General features: G+C 66.6%; 16 protein-coding genes and 1 tRNA gene. 4 read left to right on the top strand and 13 right to left on the bottom strand.

The features are described 5' to 3' along the window. Positions 1-23: 23 nt before the first annotated feature. From aspS to FIU66_RS10650, 5 genes are all read right to left on the bottom strand, one after another. Positions 24-1799: an aspartate--tRNA ligase gene (gene aspS / locus FIU66_RS10630; RefSeq protein WP_167622678.1), complete on the bottom strand. Its 1776-nt coding sequence runs from the start codon at positions 1797-1799 to the stop codon at positions 24-26. A 59-nt stretch (positions 1800-1858) separates the two neighbouring features. After that, positions 1859-2521, bottom strand: coding sequence for a type II CAAX prenyl endopeptidase Rce1 family protein (locus tag FIU66_RS10635; RefSeq protein ID WP_167622679.1), 663 nt, complete (start codon positions 2519-2521; stop codon positions 1859-1861). Continuing rightward, entirely contained in the window at positions 2494-3285 is a 792-nt protein-coding gene (locus FIU66_RS10640) for a GH25 family lysozyme (protein WP_167622680.1), read from the bottom strand. Before FIU66_RS10640 ends, FIU66_RS10635 begins: the two co-directional genes overlap by 28 nt. Before the next feature lie 105 nt (positions 3286-3390). Then, positions 3391-3696, bottom strand: coding sequence for a hypothetical protein (locus tag FIU66_RS10645; protein ID WP_167622681.1), 306 nt, complete (start codon positions 3694-3696; stop codon positions 3391-3393). 45 nt (positions 3697-3741) lie between these two features. Next, positions 3742-5121 (bottom strand): FAD-binding oxidoreductase, encoded by a 1380-nt coding sequence (locus FIU66_RS10650; protein WP_167622682.1) that lies wholly within the window; start codon positions 5119-5121, stop codon positions 3742-3744. Between the two features lie 148 nt (positions 5122-5269). Here FIU66_RS10650 and FIU66_RS10655 point away from each other — a divergent pair, with 148 nt between their 5' ends. Together FIU66_RS10655 and FIU66_RS10660 are read left to right on the top strand one after the other, a co-directional pair. Further along, complete coding sequence (locus FIU66_RS10655; protein WP_240544664.1) at positions 5270-6163, top strand: glycosyltransferase; 894 nt, start codon at positions 5270-5272, stop codon at positions 6161-6163. Further along, positions 6163-6966 carry an NAD(P)-dependent oxidoreductase gene (locus tag FIU66_RS10660; protein ID WP_167622683.1) on the top strand — a complete coding sequence of 268 codons (804 nt, stop codon included), beginning with the start codon at positions 6163-6165 and terminating at the stop codon, positions 6964-6966. The genes FIU66_RS10655 and FIU66_RS10660 overlap by 1 nt, the downstream gene beginning before the upstream one ends. A 75-nt stretch (positions 6967-7041) precedes the next feature. Here the strand turns inward: FIU66_RS10660 and cobT are convergent, their stop codons facing one another. Next, positions 7042-8910 (bottom strand): cobaltochelatase subunit CobT, encoded by a 1869-nt coding sequence (gene cobT / locus FIU66_RS10665; protein ID WP_167622684.1) that lies wholly within the window; start codon positions 8908-8910, stop codon positions 7042-7044. A 152-nt stretch (positions 8911-9062) separates the two neighbouring features. Between cobT and FIU66_RS10670 the strand changes: the two genes are divergently transcribed. Beyond that, positions 9063-9644 (top strand): NADPH-dependent FMN reductase, encoded by a 582-nt coding sequence (locus FIU66_RS10670; protein ID WP_167622685.1) that lies wholly within the window; start codon positions 9063-9065, stop codon positions 9642-9644. A gap of 42 nt (positions 9645-9686) precedes the next feature. Here FIU66_RS10670 and FIU66_RS10675 read toward each other — a convergent pair whose 3' ends face one another. The 3 genes from FIU66_RS10675 to FIU66_RS10685 are packed head-to-tail and all read right to left on the bottom strand — an operon-like array spanning position 9687 to position 12630. Further along, positions 9687-10556 carry a hypothetical protein gene (locus FIU66_RS10675; RefSeq protein ID WP_167622686.1) on the bottom strand — a complete coding sequence of 290 codons (870 nt, stop codon included), beginning with the start codon at positions 10554-10556 and terminating at the stop codon, positions 9687-9689. A gap of 23 nt (positions 10557-10579) precedes the next feature. Further along, positions 10580-11980, bottom strand: a complete 1401-nt coding sequence (locus FIU66_RS10680; protein WP_229849382.1) for a TolC family outer membrane protein — start codon at positions 11978-11980, stop codon at positions 10580-10582. Then, positions 11977-12630, bottom strand: coding sequence for a protein-L-isoaspartate O-methyltransferase (locus FIU66_RS10685; protein ID WP_167622687.1), 654 nt, complete (start codon positions 12628-12630; stop codon positions 11977-11979). Before FIU66_RS10685 ends, FIU66_RS10680 begins: the two co-directional genes overlap by 4 nt. 122 nt (positions 12631-12752) lie before the next feature. Here FIU66_RS10685 and FIU66_RS10690 point away from each other — a divergent pair. Further along, a tRNA-Cys gene (locus FIU66_RS10690) sits at positions 12753-12826 on the top strand. Positions 12827-12858: 32 nt separating this feature from the next. Here the strand turns inward: FIU66_RS10690 and opgC are convergent. From opgC to ptsP, 4 genes are all read right to left on the bottom strand, one after another. Beyond that, the gene (gene opgC / locus FIU66_RS10695) at positions 12859-13992 is read right to left on the bottom strand and encodes an OpgC domain-containing protein (protein WP_167622688.1); all 1134 of its coding nucleotides are present in this window, start codon (positions 13990-13992) and stop codon (positions 12859-12861) included. Further along, on the bottom strand, positions 13989-16106 hold the full coding sequence (gene mdoH, locus FIU66_RS10700) for a glucans biosynthesis glucosyltransferase MdoH (RefSeq protein ID WP_167622689.1): 2118 nt from the start codon (positions 16104-16106) through the stop codon (positions 13989-13991). Before mdoH ends, opgC begins: the two co-directional genes overlap by 4 nt. Then, positions 16082-17602, bottom strand: coding sequence for a glucan biosynthesis protein (locus FIU66_RS10705; RefSeq protein ID WP_167622690.1), 1521 nt, complete (start codon positions 17600-17602; stop codon positions 16082-16084). Before FIU66_RS10705 ends, mdoH begins: the two co-directional genes overlap by 25 nt. A gap of 192 nt (positions 17603-17794) precedes the next feature. Then, complete coding sequence (ptsP, locus tag FIU66_RS10710) at positions 17795-20041, bottom strand: phosphoenolpyruvate--protein phosphotransferase (RefSeq protein ID WP_167622691.1); 2247 nt, start codon at positions 20039-20041, stop codon at positions 17795-17797. Positions 20042-20046: the final 5 nt, after the last annotated feature.

Raw genomic sequence — 20046 nt, forward strand, 5'->3', positions numbered from 1 at the left:
GCACGCAGAAGGCGAATGTCAGATCACTCTTTCGGCAGGACGCGCAGGCGCAAGTCGCGCAACTGTTCGTTCGTAGGTTCCGAAGGGGCGCCCATCATCAGATCCTCGGCCCGCTGGTTCATCGGGAACATGATGACCTGCCGGATGTTCTGCTCGTCCGCCAGCAGCATCACGATCCGGTCGATGCCGGCAGCACAGCCCCCGTGCGGCGGCGCGCCATAGCGGAAGGCCTTGACCATGCCGCCGAAGCGCTTTTCGACCTCGGATGCCGGATAGCCGGCCAGTTCGAAGGCCTTGAACATGATCTCGGGCTTGTGGTTGCGGATAGCGCCGGAAATCAGTTCATAGCCGTTGCAGGCGAGGTCGTACTGATAGCCCTTGACCTGCAAGGGATCACCGTTAAGCGCGTCCAGCCCGCCCTGCGGCATCGAGAACGGGTTGTGGCTGAAGTCGATCTTGCCGTCGTCGGTCTTCTCGTACATCGGGAAATCGACGATCCAGGCGAACTTGAACTGGTTTTCCTGGGTCAGGCCAAGCTCTCGCCCGATCTCGTTGCGGGCGCGGCCTGCGACGGCCTCGAACTGCTCAGGCTTGCCACCTAGGAAGAAGACAGCATCGCCCTCGCCCAGGCCAAGCTGCTGGCGGATCGCCTCGGTCGGCTCGGCGCCAAGCGCCTTGGCGATGGGACCGGCGGCCTCGGTCGAGCCATCCTCGGCCTTGCGCCAGAAGATATAGCCCATGCCCGGCAGACCCTCGCGCTGCGCGAAGGCGTTCATGCGGTCGGCGAACTTGCGCGACCCGCCGGTGGGCGCGGGGATGGCGCGGATCTCGGTGCCTTCCTGTTCCAGCAGCTTGGCGAAGATGCCGAAGCCGGAACCGCGGAAGTGGTCGGACACCACCTGCATCTCGATCGGGTTGCGCAGGTCGGGCTTGTCGCTGCCGTATTTCAGCAAGGCCTCGGCATAAGGGATGCGCGGCCAGTCAGCATCGACGGGGCGGCCGCCCCCGAACTCCTCGAACAACCCTTGGATCACCGGCTGGATCGCGGCGAAGACATCCTCCTGGTTCACGAAGGACATTTCCAGGTCAAGCTGGTAGAAGTCGGTCGGGCTGCGATCGGCGCGCGGATCCTCGTCGCGGAAGCAGGGGGCGATCTGGAAATACTTGTCGAAGCCCGCGACCATGATCAGCTGCTTGAACTGCTGGGGGGCCTGCGGCAGGGCATAGAACTTGCCCGGATGCAGACGCGAGGGCACCAGGAAGTCGCGCGCGCCTTCGGGCGACGACGCGGTGATGATGGGCGTCTGGAATTCCGTGAAGCCCTGGTCCCACATGCGGTTGCGGATGGACCGGATCACCTTGGACCGCAGCATGATGTTGTTGTGCAGGCTTTCCCGGCGCAGATCCAGGAAGCGATAGGCGAGGCGCGTTTCCTCGGGGTATTCCTGATCGCCGAAGACCGGCAGCGGCAGTTCGTCCGACGGGCCCAGGACTTCCAGGTCGGTGGCGTAGACCTCGATCTCGCCGGTGGGCAGCTTGGGGTTGACCAGGGACGCGTCGCGCAGCTTCACGCGGCCGTCGATGCGGATCACGGTTTCCGCGCGCAGCTTGTCCATGGCGGCGAAGGCGGGGCTGTCGCTGTCGGCCAGCACCTGCGTCATGCCGTAATGGTCGCGCAGATCGACGAACAGCACGCCCCCGTGGTCGCGGACCCGATGGACCCAGCCCGACAGGCGGACGGTTTCCCCTGCATGGGCGGCGGTCAGATCGCCGCAGGTATGGCTGCGATAGGCGTGCATGGTCGTTCCCCGAATAATCCGCCGTGCATCAAGCGCGGCAGGGGCGGGAAGTCAACCTGTCAGAACGGCCGCACCACGTTGCCGCTGTAGAAATAGACGCCCATGCCGACCGCGAACAGCACGTTGCCCGCCACCGCGTGCAGCACCCAGGCCGAGGGGAAGCCGTGGCGCAGATAGGCACGGGCGAAGAACCAGCCGCCCAGGAAGGTCAGGATCGCCACGATCCAGGACCAGTACATCAGGTGCGCGAATGAAAAGACCGCGGCGTTCAGCGCGATGGCCGCCCGCCCCCGGGGCAGGATGGCGGCGTAGCGATGGAAGAACAGCGGGCGGAAGATCAGTTCCTGCGGCAAGGCCGACAGGAACGGATAGAACAGCCAGATCACCCCCAGGAACTCGGGCCGGGCGCGGGCCATCGCGAACAGCGCGCCGGGCCGGGTCTGCCACAGGATCAGCGCGCCCGCGGCCAGCGTGATCAGCGCGATGCCCGCGATCTCGGCCCAGGGCAGTCGGCGCCAGCCGCGCACCAGCGACCGCCAGCTGAAGCCTCCGGTCAGCCACAAAAGGCCCATCCCGGCCAGGCTGAACACCGCAAGCGCGCGGAACAGCAGATGGGGCGGCATGAACAGCGCGATGGCCAGCGGCGCCCCGACATAGAGTGCCGCGAACTCGACCCACAGCCGCGCGCGCGGCCTTACCGCGTCAGGCGCGTCTGCAACCATCGCACCCAATCCGCGCGGCTGCCCGCAAAGGCGTTGAGGTCGGTATTGCCCCGGATGCCCGGCACGATGCCGGTTCCGGTATATTGCCAGAAAGCCCAACGCTGGCCGGGATAGGGAACGCTGGGATGATTGGCGACGGATCGCAGCCAGAACTCGGCCCGCATGTCGCCCAGCCGATTGTCGCGGTAGAAATCGACCGTGGTATAGATGATCGGACGCTGACCGTAGTGGCGGCCCACGATCTCCATGAAGATCGAGGCCTGCTGCTTGATTTCCTGCGGCGAGGGCCGATAGGGACAGGTCCGCGAATTGGTCCATTCAAGGTCGATGACCGGCGGAAGCGAGCCGATCTCGCGCGGGACCTGGCGGATGAACCATGCCGCCTGCTCCGCCCCGCTGCGGCAGAAGTAGTAATAGTGATAGGCGCCGCGCGGGATGCGGGCATCGGCAGCCTCTCTCCAGTAGCGGTGGAAGTTCGGATCGTAATGATCTCCCCCCTCGGTGGCCTTGATGAAGGCAAAGCTGATGCCCGCGTTGCGGACCCGGTTCCAGTCGATATCGCCCTGCCAGCGCGACACGTCGATGCCATGGACGGCATGGCCGTAGGGATGGCGGCCACCCCAGTCATGCGGCGCCGAATCGCCCAGTTGAGGATTGGCGCCCGGCCCCGGCGCGGGCCGGTATCCGCCCCGTTCCGGCGTTCGCGAGCACGCGACCGCCAGCACCAGCATCAACCCAATCAACAGCTTCGATAGAACCCTCATCCTGCCCCCGTGACGTCCTGATCGGATCTTGTTCGGTCAGGCTTATCGCAAGGTCGTGAGGGAAAGTCACCGGGCCGTGACGGTCACGAGTGCGTCAGAAGCGGCCTATTGGTCCGCAGGTTCGCCCACGGCGACCGGGGCTGCTTCCGTTCCGCGCGCTTCGCCTTCTTCCAGTTGCGGCGTTCCTTCGGGCGACACCAGGGGCGGGGCCGTTCCGTCGGTGCCCTCGGCATTGGTCAGGGGGGTGCCTTCGGGTGGCGGCGTGGTCGAGATGCCGGCATTCTGTTCGTCCGTGCCGGGCCTGAACACGATGAATGCCACAAAGGCGGCGATCAGCACGATGGCGATCGCCGTCAGGGCCGGCACGTGGCGGCGGGCCGAACGCTGCGGGTTGTTGTCGTTGTGGGACATGTGATCTTCTCCGATAGCTTGGCAAGCCAACTGCCGGAGGCAGGCCTAGTTCCTGTCGGGCACCAGCTTTCCGGGGTTCAGGATGTTGCGGGGGTCAAGCGCCGCCTTGATCTGCCCCATCAAGGCCCAGCCCTCGCCATGCTGGGCGGCCATCAATCCGCGCTTGCCCGTGCCGATGCCGTGTTCGCCGCTGATCGTGCCGCCCACGGCAAGCGCGCGTTCGGCCATGCGCGTGGCGATCCGCTTTGCCGCACCCACCTCGTCGGGATTGGCAGGATCCACCAGAAGCAGCGAATGGAAGTTGCCGTCGCCCACATGGCCCAGGATCGGTCCGATCAGCCCTTCGGCCGCGATATCCTCGGCTGCGGCATGGACGGCCGCGGGCAGATGCGACATCGGCACGCAAACATCGGTGATCAGCCCCGATGCACCGGGCCGCAGGGCAAGGCAGGCATGATAGGCACCGTGCCGCATCCGCCACAAACGCGCACGATCCTCGGCCGTGGTAGCCCAGTCGAACCCTTCGGCGCCGAATTCGGCGGCAATCTCGCCAAAGCGTGCCGCATCCTCGCGCACGGCGGCGGGGCTGCCGTGGAACTCGATCATCAGATGCGGCTTTTCCGGCAGGCTGCTGCCCGAATGCAGGTTGAAGGCCCGGGCGCTTGCCGCATCGACGAACTCGATCCGCGCCATGGGGATGCCGGACTGGATCGTCGCGCTGACGCATTCCACCGCATGATCCAGGCTGTCGAAGGCGCAGACGGCCGCGGCCACCTCCTCGGGTTGGCCCTGCAGCCGCAGGGTCAGTTCGGTGATGACGCCCAGCGTGCCTTCGGATCCGACGAACAGCCCGGTCAGGTCGTAACCGGCGCTGGACTTCGCCGCACGCGTGCCGGTGCGGATGATGCGCCCGTCCGCCAGCACGACCTGCAGCGCGATGACATTCTCGCGCATGGTGCCGTATCGCACGGCCGTGGTGCCGCTGGCCCGGGTGGCCGCCATGCCGCCAAGGCTGGCATTTGCGCCCGGATCGACCGGGAAGAACAGCCCCGTCGCGCGCAGTTCGGTGTTCAACGCCTCGCGCGTGACGCCGGGCTGGACGCTGGCCTGCATGTCTTCGGCGCGAACCTCGACAACCCGGTCCATCCGCGACAGATCCAGGCTCAGCCCGCCCGAAAGCGGCAGCGCGTGCCCTTCGAGAGAGGTGCCGGTTCCCCAGGCGATCACCGGAACCCCGGCCTCGTTGCAGATGCCCAGGATCCTTGATACCTCTTCGGCAGTCTCGGGCCAGGCCACGGCATCGGGCGGAGGCGAGCGGTGGAATGCCTCGGATTGGGCATGGTGGTCGCGGTCGGCTGCAATTTCCGACAAGCGCGGACCCAGGACGGCCCGCAGGCGTTGGGCGTTCTCGGCAGGCAGGCTCATGGTCATTCCCTTGGTTGTTGCCAACAGGTTAGCGGGAAGATGAAACTTGGCAAACCCCACCGCGTTCTGTCATCAACAGTTTACAAAAGTGCCATAACGTCGCGCCAAAAGCCGTTGCCAGACCAAATTGGACTTTCCAGGACCGCAGATGGACACAAACCGGATTTCCCCGCTGTACCGCACCGCACCGGGCGACAGCGAAACCGCCCTGCCCCAGGGTCTGCGCGCGGAAACGGCGGCCCGGTCCGACCGCGCCTATGTCACCCTTGTGACGAACCCCGATTACCTGCCGGGGGCCGAGGCGCTGCTGCGGTCGCTGAAGCTGACGGGCACGCAGGCCGATCTGGTGGTGATGCATCGCGGCCTTGGCCCGGCGCATCTGATGCGGCTGCGCGCGCATGGCGCCCGGCTGATCGGGGCGGATCTTCTGCCCACCTCTGACGCGTTCGACCGCGCCCATGCCCGCGATGCATTGCACGCCCGCGCGGCCTTCACCCAAGGCGGCAAGCCCGACTTCCACACGCCGCTGGACAATTTCGTCAAGCTGCGGCTGTGGCAACTCGATTACGAGCGCTGCGTCTTCATCGACGCCGATGCCGTGGTGCTGCGCAGCGTGGAGAAACTGTTCGACCTGCCCGAGTTCTGCGCCGCCCCCAATGTCTATGACGGGCTGGACGGCTTTCACCGCATGAACTCGGGGGTGTTCACGGCGCGGCCCAACCTCCGCACGTTCAACGCAATGATGGCGCATCTTGACCGGCCGGGGGTCTTCTGGCGGCGCACCGACCAGACTTTCCTGCAGGATTACTTTCCCGACTGGCAGGGCCTCTCGATCCATCACAACATGCTGCAATACGTGTGGATGAACATGCCCGAGCTGTGGAGCTGGGAAGACATCCGCATCCTGCATTTCCAGTATGAAAAGCCTTGGCAGGACCATGACAAGTCGCATCTGCTGCGCCCGCTGATCGACCTGTGGCGCGCCATTGCCGAAGGCCATCCGGTGCCCGACCTGGCAGCCCAGGTCCGACCCGCCGCCTGATGCGCATCGCCCTGACCGGCGCCTCCGGGATCGTCGGCGGCTTCGTGCTGCGGGCGGCACAGGCAGGGGGGAACCAGGTCACCTGCCTCGACCGCAGCAGCGGCTTTCACCTGGGCCACGCGCCCGACCTGTCGGGGCATGACGCGCTGATCCATTGTGCCTTCGCCCATGCCCCCGGCCGTTACCGCGGCGGCGAAGGCGACGACCCTGGCGGCTTCCTCCGCCTGAACCGCGACGGGACCCGCCGCCTGTTCGACGCAGCCGTCCGAGACGGGACAGGCCGCATCGTCTTCCTGTCCTCGCGCGCGGTTCATGACGGTTATCCGGCAGGAGCCAAGCTGGCCGATGACCTGCCGCCCCGCCCCGCCAATCTTTATGGCGAACTCAAGGCGGATACCGAGGCCTATCTTGCCCAACTGCCTGTCAGGGGCACATCGATTCGCGCAACGGGCGTCTATGGCCTGCCCGGCAAGTGGCGCGACCTGTTCAGCGACTATCTGTCGGGTCGCCCGGTCCCGCCCCGCATAGCCACCGAGGTTCACGGCGACGACCTGGCAGCGGCGATCATGCTGCTTCTGGATCAGCCCGCGCCGCCCGGCCAGGTGAATTGCAGCGACATCATCCTCGACCGCCATGACCTTCTGGCCGAGGTCCAGGCCTTGACAGGCTGCACCCATCCCCTGCCGGGGCGCGCCGATTCCGCGCCCCTGCGCATCCAGTCATGCGACCGGCTGCTGGCGCTCGGCTGGAAGCCCGGCGGCATGGCAAGGCTGCGCGCCACCCTGCCCCATCTTCTGTGCTGAAACATCCTCGGGGCTAGGACGCCCCAGGCGTCCGCAGGGGGTCCGATGACCCCCTGTCCGCCAATGCCGCAAGGATCAGGCCCGGCGGATCGAGGCCATGCCCAGAACCCGCGCACGCTTGCGCGGATCGCTGTCGAACAGGGCCGCCAATTGCTCGGTTATTGCGCCTGCAAGCTGATCCGCGTCGGTGATCGTGACCGCGCGTTCGTAATAGCGCGTGACGTCATGGCCGATGCCGATTGCCAGCAACTCGACCATGCGCTTCTTTTCCACCATGGCGATCACGTCGCGCAGGTGCTTCTCCAGATAGTTCGCCGGATTGACGGACAAGGTCGAATCGTCGACCGGCGCCCCGTCGGAAATCACCATCAGGATCTTGCGCGCCTCGGTCCGGCGGACCAGCCGCTTGTGGGCCCATTCCAGGGCCTCGCCGTCGATGTTTTCCTTCAGCAGGCCTTCCTTCATCATCAGGCCCAGGTTCGGCCGCACCCGCCGCCAGGGCGCGTCGGCCGACTTGTAGATGATGTGACGCAGGTCGTTCAGCCGACCCGGCTGCGCAGGACGGCCCGCCTGCAGCCAGGCCTCGCGGGACTGGCCGCCCTTCCAGGCGCGGGTGGTAAAGCCCAGGATCTCGACCTTGACGCTGCAGCGTTCTAGCGTGCGGGCCAGCACGTCGGCGCAAATCGCCGCGATGCTGATGGGCCGGCCCCGCATCGAACCCGAATTGTCGATCAGCAGGGTCACCACGGTGTCGCGGAACTCGGTATCCTTTTCGACCTTGAAGGACAGCGGAGTGGTGGGATTCGCCACCACGCGCGCAAGCCGACCGGAGTCCAGAACGCCTTCCTCCTTGTCGAATTCCCAGCTGCGGTTCTGCTGGGCCTGCAAACGGCGCTGCAGCTTGTTGGCCAGCCGCGACACCGCGCCGCGCAGGGGTTCCAGCTGCTTGTCCAGATAGGCCCGCAGCCGTTCCAGTTCGGCCGGGTCCGCCAGGTCCTCGGCGCGGATCTCCTCGTCCCAGGTCTGGGCGAAGACCTTGTAGTCGGCGCTCGCCTCGCTGACCGGGGGCGGCAGGTCGGGCGGGGTTTCCGACTCGGGCATCTCGGCCTCGTCGGTCAGCTGCTCGTCGGACTGGTCGTCCATGCTGACCTGGGCCTGACGCTCGTCCTGCTGCTGTTCCTGCGACCGCTCGGGAGACGCCTCGGCATCCTCGCTGTCGTCCTGGTCGCGGGACTGGTTGTCGCCCGCTTCCTCGTCCTGCTCGGCATTCTCGTCGGCTTCGTCCTCGTCCGGCTGGTCGGGATCGTCGCCCAGCTGGTCGGCATAGCCCAAGTCGCTGATGACCTGCCGCGACAGGCGCGCGAAAGCCGCCTGGTCGGCAAGCACCTCGTTCACATGCGCCAGGGAACCGCCCGCCTGCTGTTCCACGAAGGGGCGCCACAGATCCGCCACATGCTGGGCGCCGCCGGGAAGCTGCCGGCCCGTCGCGGCCTGGCGCAGGATATAGCCGGCAGCCACCGCCAGCGGCGCGTCGGCAGGCGCCTTGATCTGGGCATAGCCCTTCTTTTCGGCATCGGCGCCGATGCGGGCATCGATATTGGACAATGCGCCCGGCATGTCACGCGCGCCAAGCGCCTCGCAGCGCGCGGTTTCCATCGCCTCGTAAAGCTCTCGGGCCATGGGGCCGGCGGGGGCAAAGCGGGCATGGGTCGAGGCATCGTGATGGCGCATCCGCATCGCCAGGGCATCTGCGGTCCCGCGCGCCTGAAGCACCTCGTCGCGGCCCATGCGGCGGCTGACCTGCGGCAGGCGCATCGTGTCGCCCGCCACGCCCGAGGGATCGGCGCTGAATGTGACGTTCAGTTCCCGGTCGTCGGCCAGGGCGCGGGTGGCCTCGGACAAGGCCTTCTTGAACGGGTCGGCGGGGTTGTCGGACTTTTTCATAAGGATTGATAGAACACCGCTGCGCCCGTCAGGCAAGGGCACATGTGCGCGAATGCAGGCCGTGCTGTGCATCGCCGCATGCCGAAAGGATGAACCAGGTCCGCGAAACAAGGTTATTCTGGCGCCGCCATCATAAGGAAAGGACGACGCACATGACCAAGCCGCGGATCGGCATCATCATCAGTTCAACCCGAGACACGCGCTTTGCAGACAAGCCCGCGCAGTGGCTGTTGGACAAGGTCAAGGACCATCCGGACCTGGACTTCGCGCTGATCGACCTGCGCGACCAGGACCTGCCCTTCTTCAACGAGGCGGCCTCGAACCTGTGGATGCCGTCCAGCGATCCGCGCGCCATAGCCTGGCAGGAAAAGCTGGCAGGCTTCGACGGCTTCGTCTTCGTGGTGGCGGAATACAACCGGTCGATCACCGGGGCGCTGAAGAACGCGCTGGACCAGGCTTACAAGGAATGGAACCGCAAGCCGTTCGGGGCCCTGGCCTATGGCAGCATGGGCGGCGCCCGCGCCCTGGAGCATCTGCGCCTGATCGGGATCGAGCTTCAGATGGTGCCCTTGCGCAATGCCGTCCATATCGGCGCCGGAGACTTCTTCAAGGTCTCGCCCTTGGGTGCGAGCGCGCCGATGAGCGAGATCGAAGGAAACCTGGAAGGCTCGTTGAACGCGATGCTGGAAGAACTGACGTGGTGGGCGAAAACGCTGCAGGCCGCGAAAGCCTGATATCCGGATCGGGCAGCACCGCAAGGCGCTGCCCGGTTGCGTTCAGAAGCGGTCCAGATGGGCGTCGATGGCCGCGGCGATCTCTCGCCGGATCACGGCCCGCAGGTTGGCCGAGAAGCGCTGGCCCAGCTCGCCGTTCAGTTCTTCCTGCACCATCTCTCGCAGAAGCTCGCGGATCGCGCGGTCCTCGTCGTCGGCGTCGGCCACCGCGCGCTGCTCGGCGTCGAAGGCCGCAGCCTCGGCGGCCAGATGGGCGACCGTGTCGACGGCACCGTGATCGGGCAACATCACCCAGCCTGACGCCCGCTGTTCGGAGAGCTTGCCCGCGGCCAGAGCCACCGGCTTCGGTTCCTCGATCTCGGGCCGCATCCGGGCCTTCCAGTCGAAGGCTTCGGCGAAATCGTCCTCGTCCTCGGCGCTGTCGTCGACAAGGGCCGAGAAGCTGTCGGCCGCCGGGGCGGGTGCGGCTTCGACCTGCGGGGCCGCTTCGCGAAGCTCGGGGCGCAGCCAGGAACGCCAGCCAGACGGCTTGGGGGTCTCGGGTTGCTCGACCCGGCGTTCGGCGCCAAGGCGCAGCGGGGCCGCGTCCGCAGGGGGAACGACCTCGGGCCTGGCGCGGAGGATGAACTGCGGGACCGGTGGCGTCTCGACCACCTCCTCAACCGCCGGGGCCGGCGCGGGACGCACGGCCGTTTCCACCATCTGCCGGGCAAGCGCCGCGTTGCCGCCGTAACGGCGGGCCAGAAACTCGCCCGCGTCGTCCTGGACCAGGCCGGTGCGGTCGGCGCGAATGCTGTCACGGGCGGAACTGAGCGCATCGTCGTCCGCGATCATGCGGCGGATCGCGGTCAGGACATCGCCGATGTCCTCGGAAAGGCGGGCGGCGTTCTGCGAGAAGCGGGGATCAGCCATGGTGACCCCCGCCGTTCAGGGCATCAGTCGCGCCCGATCGCGCGCAAGACGCGGTCAAGGCTTTCGCCCTGCTTGCTGGTGTAGGGCGCGTCGCGCACGGCGTTGTAGTACTGCGAAGGGTCATAGGTCGGAATCCCCAGGTTCAGGTGTTCTACCGTAAGACGACCCATAGCAGCGAGAAGTTGATAATGTGCTAACTGGAGCTGCGCTTCCGCCGTGATCTTGTCGGCGCGGGCTTCCAGAAGCGATTGTTCCGCGTCCAGCACGTCCAGCGTGGTACGCGCGCCAAGCGCCGCTTCCTCACGCACGCCGTTATAGGCCTGCTGGGCTGCGGCGATCTGTTCATCGATGGCGCTGATCTGCGCGCGCGCCACGGCAATGTTGGCCCATGATTCGCCGACCTGCTGGCTGATCTGTCGGGACACGTTCAGCAGCACCGATCGCGCCTGATCCCGCTGGGCCATTGCCTGGCGGTGCTGGGCAGGCAACCGCCCGCCGGAATAGATCGTCTGGCTCATGGTGAGGCCGACCGAGGCGCTGTCGCGGGTATCGTCGGCACCACCCAGCGTGGCCTGGGGACTGCGCGTGATGCCCGCCCCGATATTGCCCGTCAGCCGGGGATTGCGCTCTGCCGCGGCGGCGGCGACGCCCAGTTCGGCGGCCGCTGCCCGGCGCTGCGCCTGCGCGATCAGGGGGTGGTTGCGCTGCCCGATCGCCCGCGCCTCGTCGACCGATGCGGGAAGTCGCGGCAGTGGCGGGGGCGCGTCCAGACGGCCAGGCAGCCGACCCGTCGCGGCCAGATAGCTTTCGCGCGCGATTTCCAGATCACCCTGCGCCGAAGCCAGCCCTGCCTGGGTCTGCGCAAGCTGCGCATCGGCCAAAGCCACGTCGGTGACGGTGATTTCACCCACGTCAAAGCGGTCCTGCGCGGCCTGGCGTTCGCGGGTCAGAACCTCGACCGAGTTCTGTTGCAGGGCAACCCGCTCGCTCGCCTGCCTGATGTCGAAAAAGGCAACCGTGGCCGCCAGCAGGATGTCCTGTTCGACCGCGACAAGGCCCTGCCGGGCGGCAAGCACCTGCTCTTTCACCGCGTCAATGGCCAGTTGCGACCGGCCCCAGTCGTAAAGGGTCATCTCGGCGCCGATCTGCAGGCTGGTCGAACGCGAGGTGGTATAGCCCGTCAGACCCTCGGCCCGCTGCACGGTATGGCTTGCGGTCCACTGGACCACCGGGCGCAGCGCCGAGATCGCGATGGCCACATCCTCGTCCGCGGCGCGCAGGACGGCGCGGTTCTGTTCGATCAGCGCCGAGTGGCGATAAGCCGCGACCATCGTATCGGCCAGCGACTCGGCCATCGCCGATTGCCCGCCCAAGGCCATGACCGCGCCAAGGGCAAATCCGCCAAGGATGCGCAGCCCCCTCACAGCGAGAAACTCCGCGCGCGTTGGAAGCCGGGCAGCAGGGGCGCGCCCGCGTTGAAGCCATAGCGCCAGACGACCCGCCCGCCGAAGCAGTGACCGATGCGCACGACGCCAAGCGCGCCTTCCAGGAACAGCGCGGCGATGCGGCCGCCTTCCTTCAGCTGCGCCAGGATCGCGGGCGGAACCTCCTCGACGCCGCCATTGATCAGGATCGCGTCATAGGGGGCCTGCCGCGGCGCGCCCTGCGCCAGCGGCGCGTTCAGCACCGCGACGTTGAAGACGCCCGCCTCGGACAGGCGCCGTTCGGATTCGGCGGCCATTTCGGCGTTTTCCTCGATCGCGACGACGGTCTGGACCAGGCGGGCCAGGACGGCGGCCGAATATCCATAGCCGCAGCCCAGATCCAGAACCAGATCGTCCGGCTGCAGATCCAGCATGTCGATCATCTTGCCCAGGGTCCGCGGTTCCAGCAGCACCCGACCCCCGCCGAGATCCAGGTTCTCGCCCGTATAGGCCACCGCGCGGCGGGATGCGGGAACGAAATCCTCCATCGGGACCGCCAGCATGGCCTCGATCACGGGGAACTTTGTGACATCATTGGGGCGAACCTGCGTGTCCACCATCATGGTGCGACGCATGGCGAAATCGCTCATCTCCGGGAACCTCTGCGAGCTGCTTTAGGGCTTATTGCCACGATTCCGGGGGTCCCGCAACGCTGCACGTTCCCGTCTTGCAAGCCGCGCGGCCTTCCTCTATTCCATGCCTACCTTTCGGCGGCGGGTTGGCGGAGAGGTTACGCAGCGGATTGCAAATCCGTGAAGACCGGTTCGATTCCGGTACCCGCCTCCAGGGGTTTCCCCCATTCAAAGGATACCGGCCCGTCAGGCCTTGGTTTCGCGCCGGAACCTGACGGACATCTGCCATGGCGCGCCATAGGTCAGCCACAAAGCCGAGACCCACCACAGCGCAACCATTGCCCAGACATCGACGGCCATGCGGCGCAGGATGCCCTGGTCCAGCGGGTTCATCTGGAAGGCGTCGCCCAGCACCGACAGAAGCACGCAGGCGAGGAAGGAAAACAGCCCGCCCCGTCCGATCTGCTGCAGCGCCACGCCCAGGCGGCTTGCAGCCATGCGCTCCATGATCCCCGCCAAGGGAACGGCAACCAGCCAGCTTGCGCCCATGATCGCCATGTAACGGGTGCCGTCCAGGTCCCATTTGCCGATCTCGCCGCCATAGATCAGGCGCAGCGCGTCGCGGAAGGCAAGCGCGGGCTCGCCGATCTTGGCGCCGATGATGATGGCGGTGCCGAACAGGAACATGCCCGTGGACAGGACCGTCAGCAGCCTGCGGTATTGCATCAGGACCGGCATGACCTGCTTGCGGAACAGGCCCATGGCGATGCCGGAAAAGAACAGCATCTGCCAGCCGAAGGGGTTGAACAGCAGCCCGCCAAGGCGGTGGTTCGGGACAAAGGCGTTCAGCACCGGCGCAAAGCACCACAGCACGAACGACCCGGCGGCAAAGCCGACCGGATAGCGCAGCATCAGCGGCACCAGGAACGGGACCGATGCCAGCAGGATCACATAGACCGCCAGCACGTCCAGCAGGTTCGGCTGCAGCCACATGCTGGCCAGCACCCCGAAGAAGCCGATCGGGTTTTCCAGCACCCATATCGCATATTGGTGCCAGATCGCCGTGTGGTCCATGTCCAGGGCCAGCAGCCCGGCCGAGACAAGCGCCATCAGCATCCCGCCGAAGACGAGGGCGCGCCAGACCTCGAAGGCGCGGCGGCCAAAGCGCCATTGCGCGGCACGCCGGCCCTGTTTGGTCTCGACCGAAAGCCAGACCATGCCGACCAGGAAGCCCGACAGCAGCACGAACAGTTCCGCCGCATCGAAGATCGAGAAGTTGGCCAGCGTGAACCACCGCAAGGCCGAGATCGGCATATGGTCCAGCATGATGCAGACAAGCGCGTAGCCGCGCAGCATATCCAGGGCGATCAGCCGCTTCATAGGGGAAGGACGCTCCACTGGCGCAACAGGGCGGGATCCGACACCAAGGCGTCGGTTTCGTCGCGGGTCAGGTAGTCCAGGGCCTGCGTCTTGGTCCCGGCATGGGCGATCTTGGCGCCGGCGGTGATGCGGGCCAGGCGCTTGTCTTCCGGCAGGACCGGGTTTTCGGGCAAAAGCGCGACATGGCGGTCGATCTGCGCCTGGTTCCCGCCAAAGGCCAGCAGGCCCGCCGCGCCCTTCAGGGGGCGGGGCATCGCGCGGACGACCGCACTGGCATCTGACAGCACCGCCGGCGGGTCGCGTTCCTCGGGCGTGACCAGCAGCCCGCGCATCCGCGCCCAACGGCCAAAAACGGGGCTTGCCGAATAGCGCGAGGTCAAGGGCGACAGGATCAGCCCGGCCAGGATCGGCGACAGCCAGATCAACTGCGCGGGCGAGAACTTCGCCAGCACGATCAAGGTGCCGATCCCAAGCCCCACATGAACCCAGTGCCGCGCGATCACCACGTTCCAGTCGGGCATCGACCCGGCACGGACCTGAGCGTTCCAGCCGCTGTCGCGGCCGCGCAGGATTTCATAGATCTGGCGAGTCTGGATCAGCATCTGGACCGGGGCGATCAGGGCCGACAGCAGGATCTCGAACAGGGAACTGGCGAAGATCCGCACCGGGCCGCCCGAATTGCGCGCCAGGGGCCGCAGCCAGGCGCGGAAGGTGGCGATCAGCTTGGGCAGCAGCAGAAGGGCCATCGACACCACGAACAGCCATAGCATCCGGCGGGCATCGAAGACCGGCCAGTCGGGGAACAACTGATAGGCGTTCGGGAAATATTCGGGCGTGGACAGCAGCACCGTGGCCGACAGGACCAGACCCACCAGGATCAGGGCGAGCCACAGTGGGCTCATCAGGAAGCCCAGGATGCCGATGGTGAAATGCGCAAGCGTCACGGCCCGCGCGCCGCGCATCCCGAACAGGCGGGAATGCTGCAGGTTGCCCTGCGCCCAGCGGCGTTCGCGCACGGCCATGTCCAGAAGCGTCGGCGGGCAGCCTTCGAAGCTGCCGCGCAGGTCGTGGTCCAGGCGCACCTTCCAGCCCGCGCGGCACAAAGCCGCTGCCTCGACGAAGTCATGAGACAGGATGGTGCCGCCAAAGGGCGGCCTGCCGGGCAGGCGCGGCAGCCCGCAGGCCGATGCAAAGGCCGTCATGCGGATGATGGCATTGTGGCCCCAGAAATTGCCCGTGTCGCCCGACCAGGCCGAGACGCCGCGCGCGATCATCGGCCCATAGACGCGGCCCGCGAACTGGGTCAGGCGGGCAAAGATCGTCTCGCCGCCCACCAGGATCGGCATGGTCTGGATCAGCGCCAGACGGGGATCGGCGTTCATCCGCGCGGACAACTCGCGGATCGTGGCGCCGGTCATGATGCTGTCGGCATCCAGCACCACCATCTGGTCATAGCGCCCGCCCCACCGGCGAACGAAGTCGCCGATGTTGCCCGTCTTGCGATCCTCGTTGGTGATGCGGCGGCGATACCAGATCGGCAGGGGCGACATCCTGCGCGCCGCATCGATCACCATCGTCTCGTTCACGGCGATGACCGGGTCGCGGCTGTCGGAGAGCACGAATATCTCGGCCCGGTCGGCCATGCCCTCGCGTTCCAGTTCCCGGGCAAGGGCGGTCAGCAGGCCGATGCTTTTCTGCGCATCCTCGTGATAGATGGGCATGACGACGGCGACGCGTGCGTCGTTCGGCCCCTGCGGCGTCGTCAGGCGGGACGCGAAAAGCCCCGCCAGAACGTTGCAGAAGGAAAACCCAACCCAGGCGAAGGTGGGGGCGAACAGCGCCAGCAGCGCCCATTGCATCGGCGTCGGATTGTCGCCGAAGGTCCGCAGCATCTGCATGAAGCCGATCACGGCGATGGCCGCGGTGCCGCCAAAGCTGACAAGGCGCGCCATCCAGACGCGCCAGCCGTTGTGGACGCGCGGGAAGGCCAGGCGCGGGCGCGCGCCGAAATCCTGCACCGGCATGGCCAGTGGCGATTCGGGCGGGGTTGCGGGCATCCGGTCCGGGACCGGGAAAACGCGCTCGACGCTCATGCGGTCCAGCGAGCCAGCCATGTTTCGCTCTGCGCCACGCCGTCGGGCGTGGTCAGCACCGCCTGGAGGTCGGCCAGCGCAGCATTGCCCGGCTCGAACTCGAAGGCCAGGCGCAGCACGCCCTGGTCGGGCAGCGGCTTCAGATAGGCATGGACAATCGTCCCGGCCGAGGTGGTGACCTGCGATTCCGGCAGCGTGTCGGTGAACAGCGACAGGTCGAAATCCACGATCACGCTGCGCGCAGCCTGCGAATTGATCGAGCGGCCGCTGCGAACCTGGCGCACCTTGGCCAGGGGAAGGTCATTGGCCGGCAGCGCCGCGAAGATCAGCCGATACCGGAACTCGTGGCGCTTGTCGCGGGCCAAGGGTTCCTTCGGAACCCAGCAGCTGACGATGTTGTCGTTGAACTCGTTCTCGACCGGTATCTCGACCAGGCGGACCTCGCCCTCGCCCCAGTTCTGCTCGGGCTCGATCCAGGCCGAGGGGCGCAGGTGATACAGCGCCTCGGGATCCTGGTAATGGTCGAAATCACGGCTGCGCTGCACAAGGCCGAAGCCGCGCGGGTTGTTGTCCACGAAGGACGCGATCTGCAGGGTCTTGTGCGCGCCCAGCGTGCGCCACAGGGCCTGGCCCGCACCCGTATGCATTTCCAGCCCGTCGCTGTCATGGACGGCGGGGCGGTAATCGTCCACCTCGCGCCGGCTGGCCGGGCCGAACCAGAACATCGAGGTCAGGGGCGCAAGCCCGGTATTCTGCAACTCGACCCGCGGGAACAGCGCCACGCGCGTGCGCACGATCGTCGAAGCACCGGGATTGACGTCGAACTGATAGGCCCCGGCCACCGACTTGCTGTCCAGAAGCGCATAGATGCGCACCCATTCGGATGTCTCGGACGGCTCCTGGATCCAGAAGTCGGTGAACAGCGGGAATTCCTCACCGTCCGGGCTGCCGGTCTTGATCGCAAGCCCGCGCGCCGACAGGCCATAGATCGTGCCGCGCGCCACGGCGCGGAAATAGGTCGCGCCCTGGAAGACCAGGAACTCGTCCATCACGCCGGGCCGGTTCAGGATCGTGCGCAGGCGAAAGCCCGACCATCCCATCTGCCCCTTGTTCTGCAGGTCCGCCCCATCGGGGAATTGCGACGGGTCGAATTCCAGAAGCGACGGGTCGAATTCCAGCCGGTGCGGAACGCCGTCGCGCACGATGCTGATATTCACCGGCTCATAGAAGATCGCGCCGGGCGGCAGAAGGTCCATGCCAAAACGCGGGTTGCCCGCGAAGGGATCGCGGTCGCGGCGAAAGCGGATGGCGCGATACTGGTCATAGGTCAGGTTGGCAAAGCTGCCCACCTGCTCGGCAACCGGCTGTTCATAAACCCGCGTGGCGCGTTCCGACGCCAGGGATGCCACTTCCTCGAAACCGAAGGTGGTGGGCGGCGCGGGCGGCGGGGTGTTTTCCCCTTCGCCGGCTGATGCCGCCTCGTCCGTTGCTGTCTGCGCCTGCGCAGGCATGGCCATGAACGACCCTCCTGCGGCCAAGGCGGTCGCTGCGTTGAGAAAATGACGGCGTTTCATATCAGGTGATGGTTGCCAAAAACCGTGTCATTATAAGGGTGCTGCATTGCCGCAGCAAGGCGCAAGCCGAAAGGGGGGCGGCCAGCCGGGACTGGTAAGCCGGGCCCGCCGCTGCCCCGTCTCGCGGCTTTCCGCCTATTGTTGCGCCAGCCATTCGGTGATGGGGCGGCGCAGGTTCGGTCTTCCCGAATCCAGCCCTTCGTCGATGATCTTGCGCAATTCGGTGATCGAGACCCGCCGGATCAGGTGCTTGACCGGCCCGATCGAGGCCGGGCGCATCGACAGGCGTCCGATGCCAAGGGCCGCAAAGGTCAGCGCCTCGACCGGGCGTCCCGCATCCTCTCCGCAGAAGGACAAGGGCACGCGCGCTTCCTCGCAGCGCGCGATGATCTGGCGCAGCATCAGCAGGAAGGACGAACTGAGCGTGTCATAGCGCCGCCGCACCCGTTCATTTTCCCGGTCGGCGGCAAAGAAGAACTGCTTGAGGTCGTTGCCCCCGATCGAGATGAAGTCGCACATCTCGAAGAACTTGCGGGGCGCGAAGGCCAATGACGGCGTTTCCAGCATCGCGCCCACGCGAATGTCGGTGGGCATCGGATGGCCCAGACGCTGTTCGCGCGACAGTTCCTGCATCAGGATCTTGTAGGCGGCCTCGTATTCGCCGATGTCGGCGATGAAGGGGAACATGACGTGCAGCGGCCGGCCCACGGATGCGCGGATCAGCGCCTGCAACTGCATCCGCAAGACGCCGCGCTTGTCCAGGCCCACTCGGATCGCACGCCAGCCCATCGCCGGGTTCGGTTCGTCCTGCGGCTTCATGTAGGGCAGAACCTTGTCGGATCCGATGTCCAGCGTGCGGAACATCACCGGCTTGCCCTGGGCATTGTCCATGACGCGGCGGTAAAGCTCGGCCAGTTCGCCCCTGCGGGGGACGTGGTTGCGGATCAGGAACTGCAACTCGGTGCGGAACAGGCCCACGCCCTCGGCCCCTGATCCCGCCAGCGACGGCAGGTCGGCCATCAGGCCGGCGTTCATGTAAAGCTGGACCGTCGTCCCGCAGGTGCCGGTCGCGGGCAACCCACGCAGGCTGGCATAGCGGTTCTGCGCCTCGGCCTGCATGGCGATCTTGTCCAGGAAGGCCTTGTGGACGCTTTCCTCTGGGCGCAGGTGAACGATGCCCTGGTCGCCGTCGACCAGGATCGTGTCGCCGTTCAGCGCCTCGGTCGTGATGCGGGGCGCGTGGATCACCAGCGGGATCGCCAGGGCGCGCGCCACGATGGCCGCATGGCTGCCCACGGATCCGTCCTCCAGCACGACGCCCTTCAGGCGGCGGCCGTATTCCAGCAGTTCCGCCGGGCCGATGTTGCGGGCGACCAGGATCGGGTTGTCGGGCATCTCGGCCCCGGTATCGGCCCCCTGCCCCGTCAGGATGCGCAAAAGCCGGTTCGACAGGTCGTCCAGATCGTGCAGCCGTTCGCGAAGATAGGGATCTGCAGCCATTTCCAGCCGGGCGCGGGCAGCGGACTGTTCCTTTTCCACCGCGGCCTCGGCGGACAGGCCAAGCTGGATATCCTCCTCCATTCGCTTCAGCCAGCTGCGCGAATGGGCGAACATGCGATAGGTTTCCAGAACGGCGGCGTGTTCGCCCTCGCCGCCCATGTCGGCGGCGGCGACCATCTTGTCCACGGTGCTGCGCAGCATCGCCACGCCTTCGTGCAGCCGCGCGCTTTCGCGGTCGGGATCGTCGCCCACGGGGTTCGTCACCACGACGCGCGCCTCGTGCAGCCAGACCCGGCCTTCGGCGGCGCCTTCCTGGCCGGTGGATCCGCGGATCATCAGCGGGAAGCGATGCTTGGGCGGCATCGAATCCGACTGGCTGCCCTGGAAGGCGCCCAGTTCCGTCATCTCGGCCAGGACCATGGCCACGACTTCCAGGCCATAGATCTCGTCTTCGGAAAACAGCCGCGCTTCGCGGCACTGGACGACCAGCACGCCCAGGCGTTCGCCCACCCGCTGGATCGGAACGCCCAGGAAACTGGGGAACACTTCCTCGCCCGTTTCCGGCATGAAGCGGAAGCCGGGCTCCGACGGTGCGTCGGCCGTGTTCACATGCCGGCCCGTGCGGGCCACACGGCCAACCAGGCCTTCGCCCAGCCGCAACCGGGTGCGGTGGACGGATTCTGGCCGCAGCCCTTCGGTCGCGCACAATTCCAGCGTGTTGGGATCGCGGAACAGGTAGATCGAGCAGACCTGCGTTCCCATCGAATCGGCGATGTGATGGGTGATCTGGTCAAGCCGGTCCTGGCCGCCGCCGGGGGCAGCCAGGATGTCCTTCAACCGTTGCAACAGCTTGCGTGAATCGCTGTCCTTGCGGTCTTGCATTGCCT

This window comes from Paracoccus sp. AK26 (genome assembly GCF_011801365.1).
GTDB classification, from domain to species: Bacteria; Pseudomonadota; Alphaproteobacteria; order Rhodobacterales; family Rhodobacteraceae; genus Paracoccus; species Paracoccus aerius.

What these genes read in the sequence shown, in the direction of transcription:
- aspS (WP_167622678.1), bottom strand. Translation starts at nt 1,799, where the DNA reads ATGCACGCCTATCGCAGCCATACCTGCGGCGATCTGACCGCCGCCCAT.
- FIU66_RS10635 (WP_167622679.1), bottom strand. Translation starts at nt 2,521, where the DNA reads ATGGTTGCAGACGCGCCTGACGCGGTAAGGCCGCGCGCGCGGCTGTGG.
- FIU66_RS10640 (WP_167622680.1), bottom strand. Translation starts at nt 3,285, where the DNA reads ATGAGGGTTCTATCGAAGCTGTTGATTGGGTTGATGCTGGTGCTGGCG.
- FIU66_RS10645 (WP_167622681.1), bottom strand. Translation starts at nt 3,696, where the DNA reads ATGTCCCACAACGACAACAACCCGCAGCGTTCGGCCCGCCGCCACGTG.
- FIU66_RS10650 (WP_167622682.1), bottom strand. Translation starts at nt 5,121, where the DNA reads ATGAGCCTGCCTGCCGAGAACGCCCAACGCCTGCGGGCCGTCCTGGGT.
- FIU66_RS10655 (WP_240544664.1), top strand. Translation starts at nt 5,270, where the DNA reads ATGGACACAAACCGGATTTCCCCGCTGTACCGCACCGCACCGGGCGAC.
- FIU66_RS10660 (WP_167622683.1), top strand. Translation starts at nt 6,163, where the DNA reads ATGCGCATCGCCCTGACCGGCGCCTCCGGGATCGTCGGCGGCTTCGTG.
- cobT (WP_167622684.1), bottom strand. Translation starts at nt 8,910, where the DNA reads ATGAAAAAGTCCGACAACCCCGCCGACCCGTTCAAGAAGGCCTTGTCC.
- FIU66_RS10670 (WP_167622685.1), top strand. Translation starts at nt 9,063, where the DNA reads ATGACCAAGCCGCGGATCGGCATCATCATCAGTTCAACCCGAGACACG.
- FIU66_RS10675 (WP_167622686.1), bottom strand. Translation starts at nt 10,556, where the DNA reads ATGGCTGATCCCCGCTTCTCGCAGAACGCCGCCCGCCTTTCCGAGGAC.
- FIU66_RS10685 (WP_167622687.1), bottom strand. Translation starts at nt 12,630, where the DNA reads ATGAGCGATTTCGCCATGCGTCGCACCATGATGGTGGACACGCAGGTT.
- opgC (WP_167622688.1), bottom strand. Translation starts at nt 13,992, where the DNA reads ATGAAGCGGCTGATCGCCCTGGATATGCTGCGCGGCTACGCGCTTGTC.
- mdoH (WP_167622689.1), bottom strand. Translation starts at nt 16,106, where the DNA reads ATGGCTGGCTCGCTGGACCGCATGAGCGTCGAGCGCGTTTTCCCGGTC.
- FIU66_RS10705 (WP_167622690.1), bottom strand. Translation starts at nt 17,602, where the DNA reads ATGGCCATGCCTGCGCAGGCGCAGACAGCAACGGACGAGGCGGCATCA.
- ptsP (WP_167622691.1), bottom strand. Translation starts at nt 20,041, where the DNA reads ATGCAAGACCGCAAGGACAGCGATTCACGCAAGCTGTTGCAACGGTTG.